The 18,625-nt window shown below is 65.3% G+C and carries 15 protein-coding genes; 6 read left to right on the forward strand and 9 right to left on the reverse strand.

Annotation, left to right across the window (positions count from 1 at the left end; translation table 11 throughout):
* The first annotated feature begins 192 nt into the window (after window positions 1-192).
* The 6 genes from GC162_04800 (at window position 193) to GC162_04825 (ending at window position 8,283) form a co-directional block, all read left to right on the forward strand.
* Window positions 193-2,709: a hypothetical protein gene (locus tag GC162_04800; protein ID MBI1367954.1), complete on the forward strand. Its 2,517-nt coding sequence runs from the start codon at window positions 193-195 to the stop codon at window positions 2,707-2,709.
* Complete coding sequence (locus GC162_04805) at window positions 2,706-3,740, forward strand: ATP-binding cassette domain-containing protein (protein MBI1367955.1); 1,035 nt, start codon at window positions 2,706-2,708, stop codon at window positions 3,738-3,740. Before GC162_04800 ends, GC162_04805 begins: the two co-directional genes overlap by 4 nt.
* 92 nt (window positions 3,741-3,832) lie before the next feature.
* Entirely contained in the window at window positions 3,833-4,189 is a 357-nt protein-coding gene (locus GC162_04810; protein ID MBI1367956.1) for a four helix bundle protein, read from the forward strand.
* A 47-nt stretch (window positions 4,190-4,236) separates the two neighbouring features.
* On the forward strand, window positions 4,237-5,904 hold the full coding sequence (locus GC162_04815) for an ABC transporter permease subunit (protein ID MBI1367957.1): 1,668 nt from the start codon (window positions 4,237-4,239) through the stop codon (window positions 5,902-5,904).
* 188 nt (window positions 5,905-6,092) lie between these two features.
* Complete coding sequence (locus GC162_04820; GenBank protein ID MBI1367958.1) at window positions 6,093-7,883, forward strand: hypothetical protein; 1,791 nt, start codon at window positions 6,093-6,095, stop codon at window positions 7,881-7,883.
* A gap of 16 nt (window positions 7,884-7,899) precedes the next feature.
* Window positions 7,900-8,283: a YbgC/FadM family acyl-CoA thioesterase gene (locus GC162_04825; GenBank protein MBI1367959.1), complete on the forward strand. Its 384-nt coding sequence runs from the start codon at window positions 7,900-7,902 to the stop codon at window positions 8,281-8,283.
* A 62-nt stretch (window positions 8,284-8,345) separates the two neighbouring features.
* Here GC162_04825 and GC162_04830 read toward each other — a convergent pair whose 3' ends face one another.
* From GC162_04830 to GC162_04870, 9 genes are read right to left on the reverse strand one after another with little or no spacing between them, the layout of a single operon-like run.
* Window positions 8,346-9,140: a prepilin-type N-terminal cleavage/methylation domain-containing protein gene (locus tag GC162_04830; GenBank protein MBI1367960.1), complete on the reverse strand. Its 795-nt coding sequence runs from the start codon at window positions 9,138-9,140 to the stop codon at window positions 8,346-8,348.
* Window positions 9,141-9,165: 25 nt separating this feature from the next.
* Window positions 9,166-10,062 carry a hypothetical protein gene (locus GC162_04835; GenBank protein ID MBI1367961.1) on the reverse strand — a complete coding sequence of 299 codons (897 nt, stop codon included), beginning with the start codon at window positions 10,060-10,062 and terminating at the stop codon, window positions 9,166-9,168.
* 4 nt (window positions 10,063-10,066) lie between these two features.
* Window positions 10,067-10,858 (reverse strand): hypothetical protein, encoded by a 792-nt coding sequence (locus GC162_04840; GenBank protein MBI1367962.1) that lies wholly within the window; start codon window positions 10,856-10,858, stop codon window positions 10,067-10,069.
* A gap of 51 nt (window positions 10,859-10,909) precedes the next feature.
* On the reverse strand, window positions 10,910-11,971 hold the full coding sequence (locus GC162_04845; protein MBI1367963.1) for a DNRLRE domain-containing protein: 1,062 nt from the start codon (window positions 11,969-11,971) through the stop codon (window positions 10,910-10,912).
* Window positions 11,641-13,068, reverse strand: coding sequence for a DNRLRE domain-containing protein (locus GC162_04850; GenBank protein ID MBI1367964.1), 1,428 nt, complete (start codon window positions 13,066-13,068; stop codon window positions 11,641-11,643). The genes GC162_04845 and GC162_04850 overlap by 331 nt, the downstream gene beginning before the upstream one ends.
* Window positions 13,068-13,625 carry a sigma-70 family RNA polymerase sigma factor gene (locus GC162_04855; GenBank protein MBI1367965.1) on the reverse strand — a complete coding sequence of 186 codons (558 nt, stop codon included), beginning with the start codon at window positions 13,623-13,625 and terminating at the stop codon, window positions 13,068-13,070. Before GC162_04855 ends, GC162_04850 begins: the two co-directional genes overlap by 1 nt.
* 33 nt (window positions 13,626-13,658) lie before the next feature.
* Window positions 13,659-15,104, reverse strand: a complete 1,446-nt coding sequence (locus tag GC162_04860) for a hypothetical protein (GenBank protein MBI1367966.1) — start codon at window positions 15,102-15,104, stop codon at window positions 13,659-13,661.
* 5 nt (window positions 15,105-15,109) lie between these two features.
* Complete coding sequence (locus GC162_04865) at window positions 15,110-16,114, reverse strand: methionine synthase (protein ID MBI1367967.1); 1,005 nt, start codon at window positions 16,112-16,114, stop codon at window positions 15,110-15,112.
* Window positions 16,115-16,130: 16 nt separating this feature from the next.
* Window positions 16,131-18,200 carry a hypothetical protein gene (locus GC162_04870; protein MBI1367968.1) on the reverse strand — a complete coding sequence of 690 codons (2,070 nt, stop codon included), beginning with the start codon at window positions 18,198-18,200 and terminating at the stop codon, window positions 16,131-16,133.
* Window positions 18,201-18,625: the final 425 nt, after the last annotated feature.

Consider the following 18,625-nt stretch of genomic DNA (forward strand, 5'->3'; position numbering starts at 1 on the left):
TCATAAGGTCGCATTACAAATCGTGCGGTCCCGCCGACCCACCGAGCCGCCGATTTGATCGCCCGTTGACCGCTTTTATCGGCCCAACCGCCCCACGCGCCCCCCGGTCGCGCAAGCCCCCGCTTTTACAAGGGCGTAGCGATCCTTTATGATGCAGGTCTTCCGGCTCGTTCAGATCGCTTTCGTGACGCCATGAGTGAGGCCTTGTGTGTGATGTGCGAAATTCGCAATCGATGCGGCGGGCGCGGTTGGCTCCCGGTATGGATCGGGATCGTCGCCGGCTTGTACGTCGCCGCCGCTCACGCCGCCGATGACAAGCCCGCCGATCGCCCCGCCGCGACCCACCCGACGCTCAGCGGCTCCGCCGGCGTGGGCGGCATCGGGTTCTATCAGCCCAATCGATGGGGGCTGGTCCTCGGCCATCTGCGCAACGACACCCCCGATCCGCAGAACGCGCGGCTGATCTTCCGATTCGATGACCAATCGCAGCGGGAGTTCATACGCAACGTCTGGCTCCCGCCGGGCACGCGCCGCGAAGTGTTTTTGCCGGTGCGCTTCGGCGCCGCGGGCGCGGACCAGAAGACCGCCGCCACCGAAACGCTCCTCGCGCCCACCGATGCGGAGGTCGAGTTCGATCGTCAGCCCGGACTCGTGCGCCTCGTGCAGGACCCGAACCTCTTCGCCGTCATCTCCGACAATGACAAGCTCGACGACGAAGCGATCGGCGTCATGAGTCTGGCCCGCAAGCGCATGAGTCTCACGCCCGGCATGTCCTTCATCGCCCCGCACCGCGCGATGCGATTCGACGTCGGGTGGGACGGCGTGAAAGTCGCCATGTTCAGCGCCGATCACCCGCTCATGGACGCCGCCCAGCGCCGCGGGCTGCTCCGCTGGGTCCTCGGCGGGGGCAAACTGCTCATCTTCGCCGACCAGGTCGATTCCGATGCGATGCGCGAACTGCTCGGCGAGGCATGGAGCATCTCGTACCTGGATCAGGTGACGCTGACGACGATCCGTTTCGACGAAGGGCGCGGCGCGCCGATGCGGCTGTCGGGACAGAATGCCTGGAGCGAGCCGACGGTGGAAGTGGAGCAGCCCATCACGATGACCCGGCTCACCGCGCCGGGATTCGACACGCTGCTGGAGGTCAACCGCTGGCCCGCCCTGCTGACGCGCTCGCTGGGGGCGGGGCAGATCATTGTCAGCACGCTCGGCGGCCGCGCCTGGACCGACCCCAAGGCCGACGCGGCGATCAATGTGCTCAGCGGCCTGATCCTGCCGACGATGCTCCTCAATGACAAGCGCGTCGAGGACACCGCGCTCCTCGCCGGGCCAACCGGTCAGACGTTCGTGAGCGACGCCATCGGCTATCAGATCGTGCCGCGGGAGAATGTCGCGATCGTGCTCGGGGCGCTGATCGCCGTATTGGTGCTTTCGGGCGCGATGTTCTACAAGGCGGGCCGACTCGAACGCGTCGGCCCAGTGGGCGCGGTCGCGGCGCTGGCGGCGATGGGCGTGTTGGTGGGCATGGGCCAGTCGCAGCGCGGCAAGGTCGCGCCGACGGTGTCGGGACTGCAATGGGTCCACGCCCAGCCCGGCCTCACCGCCGCGCGACTGCACGGCACGCTGGGCTTCTTCGACGGACAAGGCGCGACGCTCGACGTGCGCGGCGGCGGCGGCGGATGGACCTGGCCTCAGCCCCTCGGGCAGGCCGAGCCGATCGGCCGCATGATGTGGAGCGATGTCGATCAATGGCGCTGGCCCGCCCTGCCGATCGCCGCCGGCGCGGTTCGCCCCGTCGAGTTCGCCGCAAACCTCAACTTCGAGCGCTCGCCGACGATGCATCTGCGCTTCGGGCCCGACGGATTGAGCGGCGAAGTGAACTGGCCCACGCACGGCGACATGAGCGATGCGCTTCTCAAGACGGATCAGGCGAATCTGCATGTGGACCTCGCCGGCTCCGGCGCGACGCGCACGCTGAGCATCACGCCCGATGATGTCCTGCCGCGCGGGGCGGCGTTCACCAACGGCCTGCTCTCGCAGACCCAGCAGCGCCGCGCCGCCGCACTCAAGGATGTGCTCACGCAGACGCGCTTCGACGAGCCGACGCTGCTGGCGTGGGGCGAGGGCATCGATTGGGGGCTGCATGTCGAGCCGGCGCTGGCGGAGCATGTGGAGGCGCTTTGGTCCATGCCCTTGTCGATCGAAGCGAGCGAACCGGGGACGAAGGTCCGCATTCCCTGGCCGCTTGTTGAAATGCAGGACATCGGCGTGCGTGAGGAGAAGTTCGGCCTCAACCGCCTGCCGATCTACATCGCCTCGACGCGCAAGTGGCTCGACGAAATCTCCGGACCCAGCGCGTATCTGGCCCGCTTCGTGATCCCCGCCGGCGCGAGGCCGCTGAAGATCACCGAGGCGAAGGTGCATCTGGACATCACGGCGATCGGGCGACCGGTGCGGATTCTGACCATCCGCGGCACCGAGCCGATCGAACTCGCCCGGCTCACCGGGCCCGATGGACACGTGGTGGTCACGCTGGATGTGAGCAAACTTCAGATCGATGCACGCGGCGGCGTCCTGCTTGCTTTCGATGTCCAGAACGCCGACAACCGCCTGCCCGGACAGGTGCAGGGAACGGACATCTGGTCCGTGCGGCAGTTCGGTCTCGAGCTTTCGGGCGTCGTCGCCTCCGATGGAAACACAAAATGAGCCAAACCACCGACCAACCCGTCGTACAGGCGATCAACCTCACCAAAAAATACGGTGAGTTCACCGCGCTGGACAACCTGAACCTGCATCTGGAACGCGGGCAGATCCTCGGCTACATCGGCCCCAACGGCGCGGGCAAGACCACGACGATCAAGATCCTCGTCGGACTCGCCCGCCCCACCGAAGGCAAGGCCTTCATCGCCGGTCACGACTGCTCGCACGATGTGCGACAGATCAAGCGCCTCGTCGGATACATGCCCGACGTCTTCGGCGCTTACGACAACATGCGCGTCCGCGAATATCTGGACTTCTTCGGGGCCGCGTTCCGCATCCCGCAGAAACAGCGCGGCCGCCGCATCGAGGAAGTCATGGAGATCACCGGCACGACGTACATGGCGGACCTGTACGTCGAGGCGCTGAGCCACGGCATGAAGCAGCGCGTCGGCATCGCCCGCACCCTGCTGCACGATCCGCAGGTGCTCATCCTCGACGAGCCGGCCAACGGGCTGGACCCCGCCGCACGCATCGACATGCGGCAGATTCTGCTTCGCCTCTCGGACATGGGCAAGACGCTGATCGTGACCAGCCACATCCTCCCCGAGCTGTCGCGCATCTGCGACGTCGTCGCCATCATCACGCACGGCAAGCTCCGCGCCTTCGGCACGCTCGATCAGATCATGCACAAGGTGCGCCAGCGCCGCACGGTGCTCGCCACCCTCGCCGACGCGGCGCAGGTTGACGCGCTCGCCGCGATGCTGCGCGACAAGCTCGAACCCGGGGCGGAGGTGCTGCCCAGCGAAGCCGAGTCGCAGGTGCGTTTCTCCAGCACCGCCGACGACCGCCAGCTCGCCGAGCTGCTCACCGCCGCCGTCAACGCCGGCATCGCCATCGCCCAGTTCAACGAAGTCCCGATGGACCTCGAAGACGCGTTCCTTGAAGTCACGGGCCTCGGCCACGCCGGCGAAGGGCCCTCCGACGCGCCGGTCGGCCGCCCGGCGAAAGCGGAGACGGATGATGCGGTGACGACGTGACGTATTAATCGTTCTCGTTCTCGTTCCTCGTTCCTCGTTCCTCGTTCCTCGTTCCTCGTTCCTCGTTCCTCGTTCTCGTAATCGATTCGCCCATGGCACACCAGTTCGATCACGAAAAACTTGATGTCTACCGACTGAGCATCGAATTCGTCGGCTGGGTCATCCGTCTCGTCGCGGACATGGACGGGTTCGCTCGCCAAGCGCGTGACCAGCTCCTGCGTTCTTCGCAGTCAATTCCGCTAAATATTGCTGAAGGCAACGGCAAACGAGCGGGCAAAGATCGGTGTCGATCTTTTGAGATTGCGCGTGGATCAGCGATGGAATCGGCCGCGACACTGGATGTCATCGCGGCAATTGGTGCCGCCTCCTCTGAGTCGATCGAACAGGGAAAGGCCATGCAGCTGAGAATTGTTTCGATGTTGACAAAACTGGCTCCGCCGAAGGATTGATCGATTACGAGAACGAGGAACGAGAACGAGAACGAACAGACATACCTATGACCAACCCCATCATCCAACGCGAACTCATTTCCGTCCTTCGCCAGCCGCGGGCGTGGGCGATTCAGTTGATTTTCGCGGCGGCGCTTTGCCTGCTGGTGTTGACCGTCTGGCCGGACTCGGCGACGGTCAATCTCGGCGGGCGGCAGGCGCAGCAGTTGCTCTCCGTCTTCGTGTACGGCCTGCTGGTCGGGCTGATCCTCATGGCCCCGGCGTTCCCGGCGATGGCGATCGTGCGTGAACGCCAGCAGGGAACGCTCACGCTTCTGCTCACCAGCCCGCTGACGCCCACCGACATCCTGCTGGGCAAGATCAGCGCCGCCCTCGGCTTCGTCGCGCTGCTGCTGATCCTCTCGCTGCCGGGGGCGGCGGCGTGTTTCGTCATGGGCGGCGTGGCCATCGAACAGCTCGCCTGGGTCTACGCCGTGCTCGCCCTGGTGGCGGCCCAGTACGCGCTGCTCGCCCTGTTCATCTCCGCGCGCGTCAAGAGCACTGACGCCGCCCTGCGCATCACCTACGGCCTCATCCTCGTCATGTGCGTCTTCACCCTCGGGCCCAACCTCATGCTCCAGGGCAAAATGACCGGCCCGATGGCGCCGATCGGCGACGCGGCCCAGTGGCTCGCCTCCGTCAGTCCCCTCCCGGCGGTGATGCATCTTGTCGGTCACGAATCTGTCGGCTCGCGCGGACTGGCCGCCACCGATGATCCCGTCACGCAGTACGCCCTGCTCGCCGCCCTGTCGATCGTCGCATTCGCGATCGGCACGCACATGAAGCTCCGCCCGATGGTGACGGACCGCCCGCGGTCCAAGGGCATGATCACCGACGACATGGACAAGCGCGTGCGCCGCCGGCGGCGGATGCTCTTCCTTGTCGATCCCAACCGTCGCTCCGGCTCGATCGCCAACTACGAAAACCCCGTCATGATGAAGGAATTCCGCACGCGCACCTTCGGGCGCGCCCACTGGATGATCCGCATCGTCGGCTCGTGCCTGATCGTCAGTCTGGCGCTGATGCTCGTCGCCACGATGGGCACGATGTGGGTCCAGACAAGCTACATGGGCGGCGTGCTGGTGATCTTCCAGATGGGACTGATCGTGCTGGTGACGCCGGCGCTTTCGGCGGCGGTGATCAGCAGCGAGCTGGAGAGCGGCGGATGGGTCCTGCTTCAGATGACGCCCCTTCGCGCGCGGCAGATCGTCGTGGGCAAGCTCTTGAGCGTGGCGTGGACGTTGACGCTCATCCTGCTGGCGACGCTGCCGGGGTACGCGGTGCTGCTCGTCATCGACGAAGGGCGCAAGGGGCAGGTGCAGGAGGTGCTCATCAGTCTCACGCTCACCTCGCTGTTCTGCCTGCTGGTCGGCGCGGCCTGCTCGGGGCTTTTCCGCAAGACGACCGCGGCGACGACGACGGCGTACCTGATCGTGGTGAGTCTGTGCGTCGTGACGCTGCTTCCCTGGCTCGGTGAAGGCACGCTTTTCGGGCGCGACTTCGTCGAGGCGGCGCTGACGCTCAATCCGCTTGCGGCGGGGCTGGCGGCGATGCACATGCCGGGCATGGATCAGTACAACCTCACGCCGATCAACTGGTACTTTCTGGGCATCGGCAGCGCGATCGCCGCGGCGCTGTTGTGGATTCGCACATGGGAGCTGACCAAACCACGATGAGCATCACACGCATTTCAATTAAGGCCTCTGCATCGCCTCTCCCTCCGGGAGAGGTCGGCCCGAAGGGCCGGGTGAGGGTGCGTCCGATGACTGACGGCGTTCGATGCGGAGCGCGCCTTCATTCGGGGCCACCCTCACCCCGGCCCTCTCCCGGAGGGAGAGGGGGTTTTTCGAAACTTTTCATCCCGATGTTCGCACCTGGCCTGATCGCGCTGTCGATCGGGGCGGCGTGTCTGGCCGGTCCGATGGAACAGGAGCATCTTTACGATGTGCCCGAGCCGACGCAGGTCACCGATGCGCGGCTCGGGCCGTTGATGAAGCTCGCGCTGGATCAGCCGGACGATCTGACGAAGCTCGAAGCGATGTCCGAAGTCGCGCGCTACAAGTTCACGGGGCTGGCGCCGCGCCTTGTCGAGCTGCTCGACGACCCGTCGCCGCTGGTGTCGACGTCGGCGCTGGACACGCTCGATGTGCTCGATGACCGGCAGGCGACGGACCGGGTGATGAAGATCATCGAACCGCGCGCGGCGTATCAGCAGTTTCAGATCGAGCAGACGATGACGGCAGACCGGATGCTGGCGCGGTGGGGACAGGCGGGGGCGGCGGAGGTGTGGCGCATGCGGGCGATGGAGAAGAACGCCCCCATGTCGCTGCGCATCTCGGCGGTCAAGTCGCTGGGCGCGGCGGCGGCGAGCGACGCGGCGACGGGCGAAGCGCTCAAGCAGCTTGTGGGCGACAGGGGCGCGCCGCTGAGTCTGCGCCTCGCGGCGGCGGATGCGATCAGCACGCTGCACATCGAAGCCCGCGACACGGCCGACGCCGCCATCGCCCTGCAAGGCCCCGTCGGTCCGATCCTCGCCGTGCGCATCGTCGCCCGGGCCACGAGCGCCGCGGACATCGACCTGCTCAAGACGCTGGCCGGCAATCCCGAACCGATGGTGCAGGGCGCGGCGATGGCGCGGCTGTTCGAGCTGGGCCCGAAAAATCTTTGGGAAAACGCGGGGATCACGATCCATTCGCCGGACCCGAAAGTGCGCCTGCTGACGGTCAAGGCGCTGGAGACGCGCGGCGTCGCCGACAGCGTCGCGCTTCTGTCCGAAACGCTCAATGACCCGCATCCGGATGTGCGGACGGAGGCGAAGCGTGTGCTGGGCGTGCTGGCGCAATCGAGCGATCTGAACGGCGTGGTGAAGGCGGCACTCATCGCCATTCTCACGCAGTCGGCCGACGAAGTGCGGCGGCATCCGGCCCCGCACTGGCGCGCGGCCGAGCAGGCGGCGATCCTTTCGGGCGAACTGGACGACAAGAGCGCGGCCGACGTGCTGATGAAGCTATTTGATCACGATCGACCGGAGGTGCGCGTGGCGTCGATCGTGGGGCTGCGCCCGCTGGATGTTGAGCGGACGCATCAGCCGGTGCTCGATCTGCTGGCCCGGCGGATCGACGAGATGGAGCATCGCACGAAGCAGGCCGAGGCGGCGGCGAAGAAGAAAAAGGACAACGAGGAAGTCGACAACAGTTGGGTCGACGCCAACCGCGTCACATCCGATCAGGCCAACGAAGCGGCGCAGACGCTGGGCGTCTGGCGCGTGAGCGAGGCCGACCCGGTGCTTCGGCGGCTCATTCCCAAGGCGAGCCCCGCCAGCGCCGAGTGCCGCGCGGGGGCGATTTGGGCGCTGGGCTGGCTTCACGAAAACAAGCCCGACAAGAAGCTGGCGGAGAAGCTCATCGAGCGCGTCTTCGATCTCAACCCGCTCAATCCCGAAGCCGACGAAGTCCGCCGGGCGTCGATCATCACGATCGGGCGGATGAAGGCGATGGAGCAGGCGGACGCATTGGGCAACCGCTATCGTCAGGACGGGCTGGACATCCGATGCGCGGCTCGCTGGGCGCTGGAGCACATGACCGGTAAGCCCGTGCCGGAGATCACGCTCGACCCGGCGACGGCGTCGGATGCGTTCATCAGTCCGTTGCGGTAAGGTAGTCGCCGCGACGATGCGGATCACCCTTCAACAGCGCGTGCGGTATGTCGAGTGCGACCCGATGGGGTTCGTGCACCATTCGATCTATCCGATCTGGTTCGAGATGGCGCGGACGGAGTTGCTGCGCCAGTCGGGCATTTCGTATGCGCAGCTCGAAGCGACGGGGACGCTGATTGTCGTGGTCAAGCTGGAAGTGAAGTATCGCAAGCCGGCCAAGTATGACGATGTGCTGGACATCACCGCGATCTGCACGCGGGCCGCGGGAGCGCGGATCGAGCACAGCTACGAGATTCGACGGGGCGACGAGCTGCTCGTGGTGGGCTCGACGGTGCTGGCGTGCATCGACCGCGCGGGCAAGGTGCAGCCGGTGCCGGAGCATCTGCATTACGAGCCGTGAAGGTGATGGATTCGGGGCTTGGGCGGCCTCAGCCCTCGGCTTTGGGGATGCTCCGTCATCGTTTACTTGTATGTCATCGCGTAGCTGCCGGGGACGGGCACGAATTTGCCCAGGTCCTGTTGCGTGAAGAGGACGACGCGGTCGAGGCCGCCCCACGTGTGGATGAACAAAAGGTCCTTGAAGTCGGCCCATGCGACCGAGCCGTCGACATACGCCTGATTGTGGCCGGCGGGGTAGACGTCGCGGCCGAAGTCGGCCTTGTGCGAGGGCTGATCGAGGAACCACTTCCCGCCCGCGCCCCACTGGTAATCGATCTTCATCGTCGTGTCGGACACCATGACCCATCGGCCGGACGAATGGCTGAGCGAGATGGGACTGCGCGACGCGACGTTGCCGGTCAGCGGGTTGGACCACGTTTCGATCCCGCCGTAGTAGCAGTAGCCGATGAGCAGACTGTTGGAGTTGTACCACTGGCTCTTGAAACCCGAGCGTGAGGGGCAGTCCCACATCTTGCCCGGCGAGCGGTATCCGCCGACTTTGTCGCCCATGAGCCCGAGCCGGCCCCACGCATCGACCCAGTCCACCTTCTCGTCGCCCGCCTTGTTGCGATGCACGAATGAGCCGGCCATGTCGAACTGATGCGGCACGGCGCGCCCGCGGCAGATGATGAAGATGCCCTGGTTTTCCTGCGCGTACATGATCGTCGCCTGCGTGATGGAGCGTTCGTTGGTCGCGCAGACGGTCCGCCGGGCGACCTCGCGCGCCGACGCCATCGCAGGAAGAAGGATGGCGATGAGCAAAGCAATGATCGCCACGACGACGAGCAGCTCAATCAAGGTGAAGGCATGTCGACGCATCAGCGCCTCCTTCGATTCGGAAAGCTCAGGGATGGCCCTCCCTGAGCTTTCGCAAGCGCGGGCGCCGCATCAACAGCGGCGCGGACGCGATGAAAATCATCATCGACGTCGGCTCGGGAACGAACACGAGATCCAAAGCCGCGTCGGCGAACCGCTCGCCGAGCGCGACCTGACCGGCCGTGTTGAAGTGCAGGGAGTCCTGGAACGTCAGGTCCGACGCCGGGACGAACGCCGCGTACGGGTCCGCCGCCGCGACGGCGATCTGGGCGTCGGCGACCGTGTCGCTGTTGGCGTTGATGCGGTGAATCTCGCCGATGAGGAACGGCAGATTCGTCCCGTAAAGCGAGCGCACCGCGGCGATGAAGGCGGCGAGCCGGGTCGCGTAGCCCGACGCATGCGCGGCGGTGTCGGCGTCCGATTCGCCCTGATGCCAGAGCATGCCGACGATGTTGGGCGTGTGACCGGCGTTGATGAGCGCCTGCAAACCCGCCGCGACGGTCGATTTGAAGTTGGCGAACTGCACGCCCGTCGACGGGTTCCAGTCCGAGTACAGATTCGTCCCGCCCGCGGCGTACTTGATCAGCGCGATGTTGTGCGACGGGGCGAGGTCGGCGATGGATCGGCCGAACGATACCTCCGGCCCGATGTCCGTGCCGCTGCCGGGACGAAGTGTCGTCAACGTGTTGGCGGCGACGCTGCTGCCGCCGGGCCCCGTGTAAAACAGCACATCGGGCTGCGCCAATTTGAGATTGACCGGCGACGTCGGCAGCGACGACGACGGCGCCCGGCCGAGCATGTTCGACTGCCCGCCGAGCAGGAACACATCGACGATGTCCGCCCGTGCCGCCGGATTGATGACCAGCGCCGCAAGCGCGAGCATCATCCGTGCGGTCAGACGAAGATGACGAACGACACGCATCATGGTTTCACATCCCCGCCCGGCGGCGCGAGATGAGCAGACCCATCAGCGCCAGCCCCGCCGGCAGCGCCGCGGGCGCGGGCACGACGTTGGTGAGGAACAGACTGTTGACCTGACTGGGCGCGATCGCCTCATCGAGGATCCACATTTCGTCGATCTGCCCATTGAAGTTCAGTGCGTTGTTGTTATAGGCCTGTCCGATGGCGGCCATGATGAACCCGGTGGATTTGCCGGTGGCGGTGGCGACGAGGCCGGCGTCACGGTAGACGGACAGATTCGTGCCCGAGGCAATGACGGCGTAGTGGTGCCAGTTGGTGTCGTTGGTGAAATTGAAGTCGGCATTGCGATCGGTGGCGCTGGTCGAGTTGCTCCGCCAGCGAAGTCCGCCGCCGCCGGCGATGGACGAGTCGAGCCAGATGAAGAAGGTGCTGTTGCCGGGCTGACCGATGACCATGCCGCCGGAGTTTCCCGCCGGGGCCAGGTCGCGGGCCCAGAAGGCGATCGTGTAGGGCGAGCCGCTGTTGAAGGTATGGGAGGTGATGGAAAGGTAGTCGGTGGAGAAGTTGGCCGCCCCGCCGCCGAACATGAATTCGCCGGCGGTGTGGGTGATGTTGACGCCGGTGGTGTTGCTGTTGGCGTTGCCGTCGGTGGGGACGCCGGTGTGATGGTTGGTCGACCCGTCGGTGTAGTCATTGTCGAAGCTGTAGTAGGCATAGACGCCGGCGGAGGCCCGGCCGGCCAAGGCGAGGGTCAGGGCGATCGCGAGCACGGTCATGATGCGTTGCGTGAAGGTGGTCATCTCAATTCATCCTTTCAAAAGGTGCCTGGGTCATTCTTTTTTTTCATTCATTCAACGGAAGCGGCGGCGGGCCAGCAGGCCGAGCGCTCCAACGCCCAGCAGCCCCATCGACGTCGGCTCGGGCACGATCGTCAGCGTCAGCGTCGGGCGGAACGTCGTGGTCGGCTCCTCGCGCGAGCTCCATCGCACGCCCACGGCCGGCGACGCGCCGACGTTGGTCGCATCGAGCACGAAGGTGACGATCTTGTTCGCATCGCCATTGATGTAGTTGAACACCGCGCCGCTGGTGACGTTGAAGGCGTTGTCATTGCCGGCGCTGGAGCGCGAGTTGAAGTTCGCCAGGGCGGCGGAGCCGAAGGCGCTGGCGACGGTGAACGTGTCGCCGCTGCGATTGGGGTCGTTGCTCCATGTGAGCCCCGTCTCGGTCCATGTGTCGTTGGCGTTGAGCAGCCCGTACACCGCGACCGGCACGACCGCCCCGCCGGCGCCGGTGTTGTGCAGATCGAAGGAAATTCTGGATACCAGCGCCATGTTGATCCCGCTCAGGTCGAACTGCACGTATGAGCGGCGGGTGCTGGTCGTGTTGGAGATGTTGGCATCGAACGATGTCGTCGTGCCGAAGTTCGTCGTCGCGCTGGCCTTGTTGATCTGCGTGTCGGCGATCGACGTGAGCTTGACGATCATGTCCGCATTCGCCAGCCCCGCCCCCGCAAGGATCACCCCCAGTCCCATCACAAGCGTCATCCAATTCCTTCGCGTTGTCACGGCTTGGTCTCCTTCGTTTAAGGTGTCGATGGTTGTTTCGACGCGGCCGGCGCCTCCGCCGGTGCGTCGACTTCGAGCATCAGCGTCGGCGGCGTCGCCGTCTCGCGGCTGGCCCAGGCCGTGCCCCGATCGTCCGGCGCGACGCCGATCGGTCGGGCGATGATCAACGTGATGCCGTGCCCGCGCGCCCACGACAGCGCCTGCACCGCCGCGCCGTCTTCCTTCTGATCGAACGCCGTCTGCGCCTTGCCCGCCGGCACGTTCATGTCGAACGTCGTCAGCGCCTTGCCCGACAATAGCGCCGTCGCATCCAGATGCATCTCGACCCGCGCCGGCGCGGTGTTCCATGTCATCGCCGCTTCGTCCCACGCCCGCTCGTCCGACAGCGCATACACCGCCCCCGCCAGCGGCACGCCCGGCGTCGTCGGCGTCAGCACCAGCTTCGCTCCGCGAATCGCCGTCGTCACCTCGCTCAAATCAAACCGCAGGTACGCCCAGCGCTGTTTCGTCGGCGTGTCGCCGCCGGCGTTGTTGGCGACGAACGTCGTCTCGCGGCCCAGCGGCTGATCCGGATAACGCACATCGACGCCCGCATCGGCGATCGGCGTGAGCGTCAGCGTGCGCGTGTGCATCCGCGCGGTCGCCGGCGACGGTTCGATCAGTTGCGCTACGCCGGCGGTCGTGATCCGGCAGCGCTGCCCGGCGTCAAGTGTCTGCATCGCGCCGCCGTGCGTGCGGATCATGACATGACCCTCAAAGACCTGCACTTGTTCGCCGTCGTGCGTCAGGTCCACGCCGAACTGCGTGCCGAGGTCCACCACGTCGAAGCGATCCGTCTGCACGGTGAAGCCCAACGCCGTCTGCGGCACATGCGCGACGATCCGGCCGGCACGCAATCGGCCCGCATTCGCGCCCGACAGTTCAAACGCGCAAGGCCCGGTCAATTCGATGCGTGCGCCGGTGCGGTACATCACCTGAGCCGTCCCCGATTCGAGCGACAACACGCCTTCGCTCAGGTCCAGCCCCGTACCCCGGGCCGTCGTGCTCGCGTCGAAGCGCGCATCGGGCGATGCATCCGAGAGCACCGCCACCGACCCGAGCGACAGCGGCTGAACGCGCTCCATCGTCGGGGTCTTGCGCGTCGCCTGATCCGACAGCAGCGTCACGGTCAGCCCGGCGCCGATGATGATCATCGCCGCCAGCGCCCCCGCCCACGAGCGCCACCGCGTCGATGCGACCGCCCGCGGGGCGGCGCTGCGGATCGGCCGGGCCGTCGCCGCATGACTGAACCGCCGCAGCGTGGCGTGCATGTTCATGTACCGCCGATACTCCGCACGCGCTTCGGCGTCGTCCGCCAGCTTCTGCTCCATCGCCGCAAAGTCCGCATCGCTGATGCACCCGTTGCACAGATCGCCGAGCCATTGATGAAGCCGCGTCATGTCCATCACGCGCCCTCCCCGCCCAGCGTGCGACGGATGCACATCAGCAGCGACTCGCGAATCCGATTCAGCCGCTTGTAGAGACTGTTGTGCGTGCGGCCCAGTGCGTCGGCGATCTGACCGATCGTCTCCCGACCGGCGTAGGCACGGTCGAGGATCGAGCGATCGTCGCCGTCGAGCTTGCCCAGACAATGCGACAGCGCCCGCCGTTCGTCGGCGAGCTGTTCCGCGTCCTGCATCGATTCGTCGGCGAGCGTGTCGAACATCGCGTCGTTGAAACGGAGCCGACTGCGCTGATGCTTCTTGCGATGGTTCAGTAGTTCGTACCGTGCGATCTGACATGCCCAGTTCAGAAAGCTCGTGCCCGTCCGGTACTCGTCGAACTTGCGCCAGAGCACCAGCGATGTCTGCTGCATGATCTCCTCGGCGGCGTCCCAGTGGGGCTCCATCGACAGCACGAACGCGTGAAGCCCCGGTTCGCTGCGGGCAAAAAGCACCACGAACTGCTCGTGCCGATCGGATTGATTGGGATCGCCCATCGCACCCATATAACGTCCGCCCACCCGCCGATTGGCCGCGTCAATCCTGAATTTTTTTCACGCCCCAAGCCCCGCCGCCGACCATTCCTCCAGCGGCGTGTAGATCGTCGCATCCATGGGGGCCCCCAGCCCGAACGGCGCCGCGTTGACGGATGCCAAGTCCATCATGCCGCTTCGGATATAAACTGCCGCTCCGACCGGCTGGCGGTCATGATACAGGTCGGCATGATGGGTCAGCATCGCCCGCTGCACCGCCGGGTTGAACATGCTCAGCCCGGCAAAATAATGGTGCCCGTTCCGCTCGGCATGGGTCAGGCCCATCGCGGCGACGACCGCCGCATCCTGAAGCATCGCCACCGGCCCGACGTTCGCCAGATCCTCCCCGCTGATGACGCCCGTCTGGCCGCGCGTCCGCCGGCGATATTCGATCAGCGCCGCGTTGGCCACGCTTCGCAACACACCCTTGCAGTTCTTGTGGCTGATGCCGATGTAGCCCATCGCCAGCGCCCGCGGCAGCGCACCCATCGCATCGTCCGATTCATCGATGATCATCATCGGCCGATCCGCCCATGCCCGCAACGCCGCGCCCGTCGCCTCGTCCAGCGCGACGCTTCGATGCAGCGGCTGCTCCAGATACAACATCCGTCGCATCAACGGCTCCAGCCCGCGCTCCTCGCCGATCCGCTCCCACATCGCCCGCAGCGCCTCGACTTCGACAAACGACTCGTTGCCATCGAGCGTGAACGCGAACTGGCGCGTCCGCCGCAGGATCACCTCCGCCACGCGATGCAGTCGATCGATCGCCGCGTCGGCATCGCCCGTCACTTTGATCTTGAAGTGCGTCAACCCGTACGTATCGATGCACGCCGCCAACGACTGCGGCAAGCCGTCGTTCGCCCGGTCCGCGTCGGCGATGTCCTCGTTCGTTAGCGCATCGCCCAGTCCGACCGTGTGCCGGACGATCAGATGGCGCGTCGGTTTGTCTGGCAACAGATCGCTGACTTGGCCGTCGCGCAGTTCCGAATGCACCTCGCCGAACCGCAGGCCCAGCGTGCCGTTGCGCAAAGCTTCGTGAAACGGCTGACCGGTCGCCTTGCAGAACGCCTCGATGACCGCGCGCTCGACGAGACTCGTGCCGTGGTTGGCCAGCAGCGGCGGCACGCCCGCGCGATGAGCCCAGTCCGTCTGCGCTTCGTGCACCGCCCGCCACAGATCGAACACGCTCGCCTGCTCGCCGACTTGGGCGGCAAAATCGCACGCCTGCGTGATGACGTCGAACATCCGGGATAAATCGTCTTCGAAGCGCGTCGCCGGGTCTTTGGTGAACCATTTGGGCGGCAGGCCGTCGCTGGCGTGACCGATGGTCGCGACGCCGTCGACATCGACATGCGCGGTGAGGAACACATGCGGCAGGGCTGTGAGGGCGGCAATGCCGTAGCGGAATGGGAACCGCGTCCGCATGCTCAATACATGCTGCTCGATCTGTCGGACCCGAAGGGTCATGTCCGTCACTTCCCTAAAAACCTGTCGCGCCCCGCCACCAGCGCCGCCATCTTCCGATCCGCCACGCTCCGGCTAAGCATCCAGAATCCGCAATCCGGATGCACCCAGCGGATGCGCTTCTCGCCGAGCACCTTCACCGCCGTCTCGATCCGCCCCGCCACTTCATCGCTCGTCTCCACTTCGTTGTCCTTGATGTCGATGACGCCGACGCCCAGCGCGATCTCGTCGCGCAGGTCCCTGAAATGCTCCAGTTCGTCATACCCCCGGCGCGCGAATTCGAGCACGAGGTGATCAACATGCAGCTTGTTGAGCAGCGGCAGCGTGTTCTTCCAGAAGCCCTTTTGAATCGTCGACCCGCCGTAGTTGCCGAAGCACAGGTGCAGCGCCTTTTCATTTTGAATCGCATCGAGCACGCGATTGATCGGCCCGACCGCCCAGTCGTTATCCTCCGGATGCCCCGTCAGATTCGCCTCATCGACCTGCACCACCGGCGCATCGATTCGGCTCACCTGCGCCGCCAGCACGCCCGCCACCGCGTCGCACAACGCCGGCAGGTCGCCGTAGTGTCGATCCATGAGCGTCTTGGCGAGCATGTACGGCGAAGTGACCGTGAACTTCATCGGCCGCCCGCTGAGTTTCTTCACGCTCATCCAATCCGCCGGCAGATCGAGCGTGCCTTCATCGAGCGCCGCTCGCACGACGCCCGCCGGCTTCGTGCGGAAGCCCATGCCGGTCTTTGAGCGGAAGTCGACCAGCTCTTCGTGCGACAGATCGCGATGCACGCCGCCCATCGGGCGGATGAAATATTCGATCATCCCGTTGGTTTCCGGGTGATTCACATCGAAGCGCGACAGCTCGCCGTCGGCGATGACGTCCAGCCCGGCAAGCTCCTGCGTCTTGAGCACGACGAGAATCGCATCGCGCAGCGCCGGCGACGAAGGCATGGCGGCCAGCCACGCGGGAACCGGATACGAACCCACAACCGTTGTCAGAATCGATGGCGATGCCATGTCCAGCTCCAGATGATCAAAGCCCGAGGCGCGCCACCAATGCCGTCAGCGCGATGATGCCTCCGCAGGCCGCCAGCGCCAGCGTGAACCCGCCGACGTCGGCGAGTGTGGGACGTTGAATTTCGATCGATGTGCCGGGCAGCAGCTTGCGCCGCTCCAGCGCCGCCGGGTCCGCCATCGCTTCTTCGAGCCGCCGGCGATCCTCCGCCGGGTCGCGCGCGATGGGCGTCTTCATCTTGGCGTAATACTTGTCGAGCGCCGCCTTGCTGTTGCGCGGCGTGACGAGACTCAAAACGATCATCACCACGAACGGCATGACGATCTTGGGCACGAGACTGAGCGTATCGAGCATGGCGCTCGAAGCGGTGCGCAGATCGACGCCGACCCATATCAGCGGCAGATAGTCGAGATTCAGATCCCCGCTTGCCTGGCCGGTTCCTTCGTAGCGCTGAATGTCGATCGTCCGGTCGGCGGATTCGGAATGGCCCATCGTGCGGTACGCCGCGAGGTCGATGTTCTTGATGTCGCCGGTCCAGAAAATGGCGCGGCCGCCGGTGGTGATTTTTTCGTCGATGGTGTCGCCGACTTTTCGGGCACGCCCCTGCGCGACATCCGACGGCGCGGCGGGCCGGTGGATCGTCGTCGTGACCTTGTCGGTCATCGCCGTCAGGGCCGCGCTCGCCCGCAGGTCGGGCCAGATCGCGGGAATCACCTTGGGGGCGACGAAGAAAATGATCAATCCATAGAACAGCGTGCCCCAAGCGGCGAGCGTCGTGGCGCGTCGCCACCAGAGCCCGATCCAGAACGGCGCGGCGAAAAGCATGGGCACGATCCATGTCAATTGAAGCTGGGCGAACACGTCCATGAGCGACCACGAAAACGCCACCGCGCCGATGATGACGATCGCGCCGGCGAGTCGGCCGAGCATGACGTAGCGCTGCTCGGAGGCGTGATCGTTCACGTAGGGGGCGTAGAGGTTTCGCACGACCAGCGCGGAGCAGACGAGCATGTAGGTATCGGCGCTGCTCATCAACGCCGCCAAAAGACACGCGAGCATCAGGCCGCGCATGCCCATCGGCAAAAGCTCCAGCGATGCGACGCCCCATGCCTTGTCGGGGTCGGCGAGGACCTCGGGGCGGTCGGACATGAGGGCGAGGACGATCAGCGCGGTCAGCGCCCAGCCGATGGTGCAGACGCGTTTGAAGAGATTGCCGGTGACGAGGCCGACGCGTGCGTCGAGCTCGGTCTTGGCGGACCCGCCGCCGGTGGCGATGAAGTGCGGTGTGACGACGATGCCGATGAGCAGGATGACGACGACGGCGGCGATGCGGTGGATGGGAAATTCGCTGGCGCCGGAGCCGACGATGTGAAAGTACGCCCCCGGAAGTTGGTCATGAAGAATCTCAAAGCCGGTCGCGCCGGGGTGGGTCGCGCCGAACTTCGCCACGAGCGCCGACAGACCGAAGGGAATAAGCATGACGGAGAGGAGGATGATGAACAGCCCCTGCACGAGGTCGGTCCAGTACGCGGCGGTGAGTCCGCCCAGGACGCCGTAGGTCATGACGATGACGGCGATGATCGGGACGAGGACGTATTCGATGGGGATGCTGGTCGCGCCCCATGTGAAGGTTTCGCCGATCATCGGCGCGGCGACTTTGCCGGTGGCGGTGAAGAGCATGGCGGTGTAGACCATGTAGAACAGGAGGCCGAAGAGCGTGTACGCGGCTCCGAGGGCGCGCGATTCGTATCGCTCCACGAACCAGTCGCCGAGCGTCAGGTGACGCATGCGGCGATACCACACGGCGGCGATCCAGTAAAAGGGCGTGACGAAGAGCCAGGACATGACCGACCACATGCCCGAGAGCCCGCTGGTGAAAGTCGTGCGTGCGGTGTTGACGGGGTCGGCGGAACCGGTGCCGGCGCCGAACGCGGCGAAGGTCTGAATGAGCTTGCCGAACGAACGCCCGCCGAGGAAATAGTCTTCCTGTACTTTGACGGTCCGCATCGCCCAAACGCCGATGCCCGCCATCGTGGCGAAGTACACGACAAGCACAACCCAGTCCAGAAGCCCCATGCACCGCTCCATACATCCCGTTGCCCGGCCGCATGATAACGCAGCCGGTTATCACGAGCAATCATGCGTCGTTGCGACACCCGCGATCGGCCGATCGCCCATTCGTTTGCGATCGCGCGCCGTTGAAACGGATGATGTTGATCTCCAACGCGCACACAACTTTGGACACCTCCGTTCATCGTCACCTGACGATTGCGCAGGCGGATGACGGTGGATGAAATTCAGATCATCCGCGTCGATTGTCCGGCATGCTTGAAGCACGCTCAACCTCTGTGCCGCGCCAGACGACAACACGAAAGCGATCTGCATCTTGCATCATTCTCGTTGAATATGGCCCTTTCATACAGCATTGGCGACGTATCCCACCTGGACGAGCCGCTGTAAATCACCACCGGCCTCATAGAAATCAAACCGTATATTCATGCGGGCATGACACG

The sequence above is a fragment of the Planctomycetota bacterium genome, from assembly GCA_016125255.1.
In the GTDB taxonomy this organism is placed as follows: domain Bacteria; phylum Planctomycetota; class Phycisphaerae; order Phycisphaerales; family Zrk34; genus RI-421.

Coding starts and splice junctions, on each gene's coding strand:
- GC162_04800 (MBI1367954.1), top strand. CDS start 193: ATGAGTGAGGCCTTGTGTGTGATGTGCGAAATTCGCAATCGATGCGGC.
- GC162_04805 (MBI1367955.1), top strand. CDS start 2,706: ATGAGCCAAACCACCGACCAACCCGTCGTACAGGCGATCAACCTCACC.
- GC162_04810 (MBI1367956.1), top strand. CDS start 3,833: ATGGCACACCAGTTCGATCACGAAAAACTTGATGTCTACCGACTGAGC.
- GC162_04815 (MBI1367957.1), top strand. CDS start 4,237: ATGACCAACCCCATCATCCAACGCGAACTCATTTCCGTCCTTCGCCAG.
- GC162_04820 (MBI1367958.1), top strand. CDS start 6,093: ATGTTCGCACCTGGCCTGATCGCGCTGTCGATCGGGGCGGCGTGTCTG.
- GC162_04825 (MBI1367959.1), top strand. CDS start 7,900: ATGCGGATCACCCTTCAACAGCGCGTGCGGTATGTCGAGTGCGACCCG.
- GC162_04830 (MBI1367960.1), bottom strand. CDS start 9,140: ATGCGTCGACATGCCTTCACCTTGATTGAGCTGCTCGTCGTCGTGGCG.
- GC162_04835 (MBI1367961.1), bottom strand. CDS start 10,062: ATGATGCGTGTCGTTCGTCATCTTCGTCTGACCGCACGGATGATGCTC.
- GC162_04840 (MBI1367962.1), bottom strand. CDS start 10,858: ATGACCACCTTCACGCAACGCATCATGACCGTGCTCGCGATCGCCCTG.
- GC162_04845 (MBI1367963.1), bottom strand. CDS start 11,971: ATGGAACACCGCGCCGGCGCGGGTCGAGATGCATCTGGATGCGACGGC.
- GC162_04850 (MBI1367964.1), bottom strand. CDS start 13,068: ATGGACATGACGCGGCTTCATCAATGGCTCGGCGATCTGTGCAACGGG.
- GC162_04860 (MBI1367966.1), bottom strand. CDS start 15,104: ATGACCCTTCGGGTCCGACAGATCGAGCAGCATGTATTGAGCATGCGG.
- GC162_04865 (MBI1367967.1), bottom strand. CDS start 16,114: ATGGCATCGCCATCGATTCTGACAACGGTTGTGGGTTCGTATCCGGTT.
- GC162_04870 (MBI1367968.1), bottom strand. CDS start 18,200: ATGGAGCGGTGCATGGGGCTTCTGGACTGGGTTGTGCTTGTCGTGTAC.